The organism is Actinomycetota bacterium, assembly GCA_030776725.1.
GTDB lineage: Bacteria > Actinomycetota > Nitriliruptoria > Nitriliruptorales > JAHWKO01 > JAHWKW01.
The window spans coordinates 1-5,343 of the sequence record JALYHG010000060.1 but is presented as its reverse complement, the minus strand read 5'-3'; the positions used below and the strand labels follow the sequence as shown (position 1 = coordinate 5,343).

General features: G+C 71.3%; 3 protein-coding genes. All 3 read right to left on the bottom strand.

What is annotated here, in order from left to right:
• Positions 1-1,012 precede the first annotated feature (1,012 nt).
• The 3 genes from M3N57_02645 to M3N57_02635 all read right to left on the bottom strand — a co-directional run bounded on the left by M3N57_02645 (position 1,013) and on the right by M3N57_02635 (position 4,470).
• Positions 1,013-2,131 (bottom strand): NAD(P)/FAD-dependent oxidoreductase, encoded by a 1,119-nt coding sequence (locus tag M3N57_02645; GenBank protein MDP9021597.1) that lies wholly within the window; start codon positions 2,129-2,131, stop codon positions 1,013-1,015.
• Positions 2,132-2,150: 19 nt separating this feature from the next.
• Entirely contained in the window at positions 2,151-2,726 is a 576-nt protein-coding gene (locus M3N57_02640; protein MDP9021596.1) for a hypothetical protein, read from the bottom strand.
• A 103-nt stretch (positions 2,727-2,829) separates the two neighbouring features.
• Positions 2,830-4,470 carry a LuxR C-terminal-related transcriptional regulator gene (locus M3N57_02635; protein MDP9021595.1) on the bottom strand — a complete coding sequence of 547 codons (1,641 nt, stop codon included), beginning with the start codon at positions 4,468-4,470 and terminating at the stop codon, positions 2,830-2,832.
• Between the last annotated feature and the right edge of the window lie 873 nt (positions 4,471-5,343).

Genomic DNA, 5,343 nt, shown 5'->3' with positions numbered 1-5,343 from the left:
GGGAGAACACCACGCGCTCGACGTAGGACCGTACGCCTCGCACAGGCTCTCCCATGCCCGAGTAACCGACTGCGGTACTTCGCGCAACAAGGACCGCCGCCGACTGTGGCAGTTGCGCCAGAGGACCCCCTGAGCCCGGAGGCGATCCCGAGCGGGGTACCACAGCGCGATAGGCCGAAGACGCCTGGATGAGCATGCAGCATCCAGCGCGGCCTATGCGGGCGGCTCGCCTTCGGATCCTCGAGCTTGACATCGTCGTCGGCCGCGCAGTAGTCCCCGCTTCGGGCGGCCCGGTCGTCGTCACGGACCGCCCGTAACTGCCGCGCCAGCGAACAACTGCCCGAGCGATATCGCGCAGCCGAATCGTTGGCGGGGGCGTGCTTGTATCGGGCGATCCCGAGCGGGGCGTTACAGGGCGAGTAGGGCGACGAGGACTGGATGAGCATGCAGCATCCAGCACGGTCTATGCGCCCGGCTCGCCTTTGGATCCTGAGCTTGACATCGTCGTCGGCCGCGCAGCAGTCCCCGCTCTGCGCGGTCGTGTCGCCGAACCAGCTGTCCGTAACGACAGCGCGCCTCCCTACGCACAAGCAGCGGCACCGCTAGGCCCCCCGCCGGTTCGATGGCGGCCACAGTGACGCAGTCACGCCGTACTTCGGCGCCGGCCAGCCTCCAAGCGGCGGCGCCGGCCTGTTCCGGAACTGAGACTGTTCGCCGTCCGCGAACCGCGAGCGACCGACGTCGCTGGCCGAACGGTTCGGCCGTGGCGCCTCCCCGGTCCTGCGTGTCGGCTCCGTCGCCAGCCACGAGATCCTCGCCGCGACGGACGACCGGGATACGGACCTGGTGGTCATCGGGACGCAGCTGCGACGTCAGGAGGACGGGCGCCCGTTCCTCGGACACGGCGCCGAGTTCCTCCTCGAGCACGCCCCCCAGACGGTCGTGGCGGTGGTCTTCCCCGAGGTCACCACGACCTGAGTCGTTGACGGCCACCTGCCCCGCTCGCGGTCGCTCAGGCCACCGCGGGCGACGTGGCCGCTGAGCGTCCGGCGAGGTGCTCGGCGACGTACGCCGCGTCCTGCCCGACCCCGACGAACAGCATCGAGCCGAACGCGTACTGGAAGGCGAGCCCGACGAAGTACAGGCCGGGGGCGTCGGCCACGATCCCGCGCTCCTCGCGTGGCCAGCCGTCCTCGCCGGTGACCGGCAACTCGATCCAGCTGAAGTCCTGCCGGAAGCCGGTCGCCCAGATCACGTTCGCGACGTCCAAGATCCGTTCGTCGTCGACCACGGGCAGACCGTCGCGCACGCCGGTGACGCGGACGCCGGCGCGCTCGACACCGGCCTCCTCCAGGTGGGCGTTCTTGTAACGGATGAGCGGACCGCCGTGAGCTCGGATCTTCGAGCGGGCCTTGCGCCCGATCGGCGTCTTGATGGTGAGCACGCGCCGCGCGACGAACGACAGCACCGGCCAGAGGAACCGGGACATCGGGCTCTCGATGTCGAAGGGCATCTGCCCGGTGTCCCGGCCGACCAGCACCGTCTGGTGGAGCGGGCCGAGCTCGTGGGCGACGTCGGCGCCGGAGTGCGAGGCACCGACGACCAGGACCGGACCGGGCTGGAGCTGCGACGGGTTCTTGTACTCGCTCGAGTGCAGCTGACGGATGCGCGGGTCGAGCTCGTCCGCGAACGACGGTGTGTACGGCCCACCGAAGGTCCCGGTCGCGACGACCACGTTGTCCGCCACGAGCTCGCGGTCGCCGACCGTCACGACGTAACGCCTGCCCTCCTGACGCACCCGCTGCACGCGGGTGCCGGTCCGCACGGGCAGGTCGAAGGCCACGGCGTAGTCCTCGAGGTAGGCGGCGACCTCGTCACGCTTGGGGTACCGGTCCCCGTCTCCCGGGAACGCCAGCCCCGGCAGCGAGCAGAGCTTCGCGGGGTTGTAGAGCTTCAGGGAGTCGTAGTGGCGCCGCCAGTTGTCCCCGATGCGTTCTGCGGCCTCCAGGATCACGAACGGTCGGCCCCGTTCGGTGAGCTGCTGGCCGACGGCGAGGCCGGCCTGCCCGGCGCCGATGATGACGGTCTCGATGTCTTCGCGGTCTGATCCGGTCCGGGTGCGGGTGTCCATAGGGCTCCTCCTGGTTCGTTCATCGGGTCTTCCGTGCGATCCGGCCCCGCCCGACGTTGATGACGGCGCGCAGCGCCGCTCCCCGGGAGCCGCCGGACCGTTCGCGGAACATGCCGTCGAGCACCTGCTCGACGTCGCTGGCCTGCCGGTCCGTCAGTGCCTCGAGGCGCTGTGCCCCGATCGGGTCGGTACGGGTGACGGCCTCCAGCAGGTGCCGTGCCGAGTCGAACCGCACCGACCGGGTCGCCGTCCGCACGCGGACCTCCGTCAGCCCGACCTGACGAAGCCGGTGGGCGAGCCGGGTCGGGTCGGCCAGCTGGAAGGCGGTCGGCGTCAACGGGGGTGGGGCGAAGTCTGCGGCCACCGCGGTGAGCGCACCGACGTAGTAGGCCAGCGGCTCCACCTCGCCGAGCGTGGCGAAGGACGCGACCCCGACGAGGCTGCCAGGAGGAGCGGCGTGCACGAGTCGCCGCAGGTCGGTCGCGAGGTCGGCCATCGTGGCCACCTGCACCGTCGAGACGGCCAGGTCGTACGCCTCCCCGTCCGGGCCGAGGTCGAGTGCTGCTAACGCTGCGGTGCGGGCTCCGACGTCCATGCCCCCAGACTCGCGGCAGCGTCGACGGACCGCTTCGGGAGGAACACCCATATCTGGATCCCGGGCGGATATGGGTCTTTCTGTGTAGACGCCACCCGCGGGTTCACACGACGTCGTGCTCGTAGGCCCAGGCGGTCGCGGCGGACCGCGAGGAGATGCCCAGCTTGGTGAACATGTTGCTGAGGTGCCGCGCGACGGTCTTCTCGCTAATCACGAGCGTGTCCGCGACCTCCCGGTTCGTGGCGCCGGTGGCCACCAGGCGCAGCACCTCCACCTCGCGGGGGGTGAGCCCGCCCGGCGCCGCGGACTCCTCGGTGGGAGCGAGCTCCGCGACCCGGGCGAGATCCGGGGTGGCGCCGAGCCCCTCGAACACCCGGCGTGCGGCGTCCAGCTCCATGTCGGCGGTGTCGTCGTCCCGGAGCTGCCGACGTGCCTCGGCCATGCGCAACCGCACCCGCGCCGCCTCGTAGGGGGCGTCGAGCTCCTGCCACGCGGACCAGGCACGCCGCAACGCGACGCCGGCCGTCTGCGGATCACCGTCGGCCAACACGACCGCGCCCCGCGCGGTTGCCGCGACCGCGTGCAGGTAGACGACGTCGAGGTCGGCGGCGAGCTCCTCCAGCTCGTCGGTGGCGGCGCGGGCGGCGTCGACATCACCCGCAGCGAGCGTGATCTCGACGAACGCCGACAGGACCCGTGACCGCTTCATCCGGTCCTCGGCGGTCTCCTCGACGACCCGTCGGATCGCGGACCCGGCGTCATCGATCCGGCCCTGCGCCAGCCGCAGGAGGGCGAGCCCGGGCTGGACGGGATGGCCCCACTCGCTGGCCTGCCGGTAGGACTCCTCGGCCCGGGCGAACTCGCCCCGCAGACGCAGCAGCTCGGCCTGCTGGTAGCGGGCCATGCCCATCACCGGGTCCGTCGGCGGGCCTTCCAGGTGCGCACAGGCGCGGTCGGCCTCCTGCATGGCCTCGGACCAGTCCCCGCGCAGCTGCATGATCTCGGACCGGTGGATCAGGCACTGACCGCGGTACGGCTGCAGTCCCGGCTGCCGGGCAACCCAACGACTGAGCGCCGCGGTCCACTCCTGGGCCCGGCGGAGGTCGAACATCTCGCGACAACCGATGACGACCCCGCAGTAGACGATCCCCGCCGGGATCGGAGAGACGTCCCCGGCCGTCACGGCCACCATCGCGGCGTCGAACATCTCGGCGGCGCGGTCCGCGTCGGCCATCGCGACCAGCGCGCGTCCGCACCCCAACCGGGACAGCGCCATGAGATCGGGATCGTCGTACCGGTCCGCGATGGCCCGCACCTCCTCGAAGGCCGCCAACGACGTCTGCGGATCGCCCGCATCCAGCGCGCCCAACGCCTGGGGGATCCGGACGTAGCCCTGCTCCGGACCCTCGAGACCGGACTCCTCCAGGAGGTCCCGAGCCCGGGCGATCCATCCCGCACCGGGCGCGTGCTGGCCCCGCCGCAGGTGCAGGACCCCGAGCCAGAACGCCGACCGCACGGCCGGTCCGACCTCCCCCGCCTCGACGAACGCCTGGTGGGCCCGCTCCGACGCGTCGGTGGCCTCGTCGTCATGTCCGGTGAGCGACGCCGCGACGGCCAACCGCTGCAGGTCGTCCGCGGACAGATCCAGGTCCTGATCGGCGGCCGACAGCGCCCCGAAGGCCTGGGTCCAGTCCGCCCGGGCGTACGCCTCACGCCCCGACGTCAGCACCTCAGAGGATCGCATCTCCACCTGTCCCGCACGCCCTCGCCCCACCCTACAGACGACGTCGCTGCCCTAGCCGCCCGCACCGCCGTGGTCAGCCAGAACCTCGAGGAACCGGTCGACGTCCCTGTCGGTCGTCCAGACGTGGGGGGGAGACCCGCATGGAGTCCCCACCAGGCGCTCACGTGGACCTGCGCCTCGGCGAGGTCTTCGACCAGCGTCGGTGGCGCGCCGCCGGGGATCCTGACACCCAGCATGTGGCCGACCCGGACGTCTTCACCACGCCATGCTCGACGCCATCGACCAAGGCGACGCCGACCAACTCGAAGTGATGATCCGCGAGCACCTCGCCGCCGCCCGAGACGCCCTTCTCGCCGAGCTCGTCACCGCCAACGACAGCGAATGACGTCAGCCAGGGAGGCCTACCCCCCCCGCACGAGCCCACGCGTACCGTTTCACGCGCGGCTACTCGCCGGATCATTATGGGTGTCGAGCTTCTCACGACCACCCGCCCGCAACCACGGCGATGAGCGCGGCCACGCGGCCCTGCTTCACGCGGGCGCATGCTGGTCGTGCCTGGTCCGGGACGAGTACGGTCGTTCAGTGAGGGGCCGAGGAGTTGGGTGCGATGTCATTGCAGGGCAGCACGTGGAGCGATGTGCATCGCCGTCTGTCCGCCAGACCGTCAGTCGAACTGTCTGCCGCTGAACTCGGCACGCTCGCCGACGCGTTGTTCTGGCTGGACAGGCCGGCCGAATCGGCGGCTATGTGACACAGGCCTACCTCGCCTGGACCGCGGCGAGGTCGAGGCCGCAACCATCGCGGCGTGGCGCGCCTTCTTCGAGCACTTCCAGGTCGGGGAGAAGGCGGCCGCGAGCGGCTGGCTCGAACGGC

Coding starts and splice junctions, on each gene's coding strand:
- M3N57_02635 (MDP9021595.1), bottom strand. CDS start 4,470: ATGCGATCCTCTGAGGTGCTGACGTCGGGGCGTGAGGCGTACGCCCGG.
- M3N57_02640 (MDP9021596.1), bottom strand. CDS start 2,726: ATGGACGTCGGAGCCCGCACCGCAGCGTTAGCAGCACTCGACCTCGGC.
- M3N57_02645 (MDP9021597.1), bottom strand. CDS start 2,131: ATGGACACCCGCACCCGGACCGGATCAGACCGCGAAGACATCGAGACC.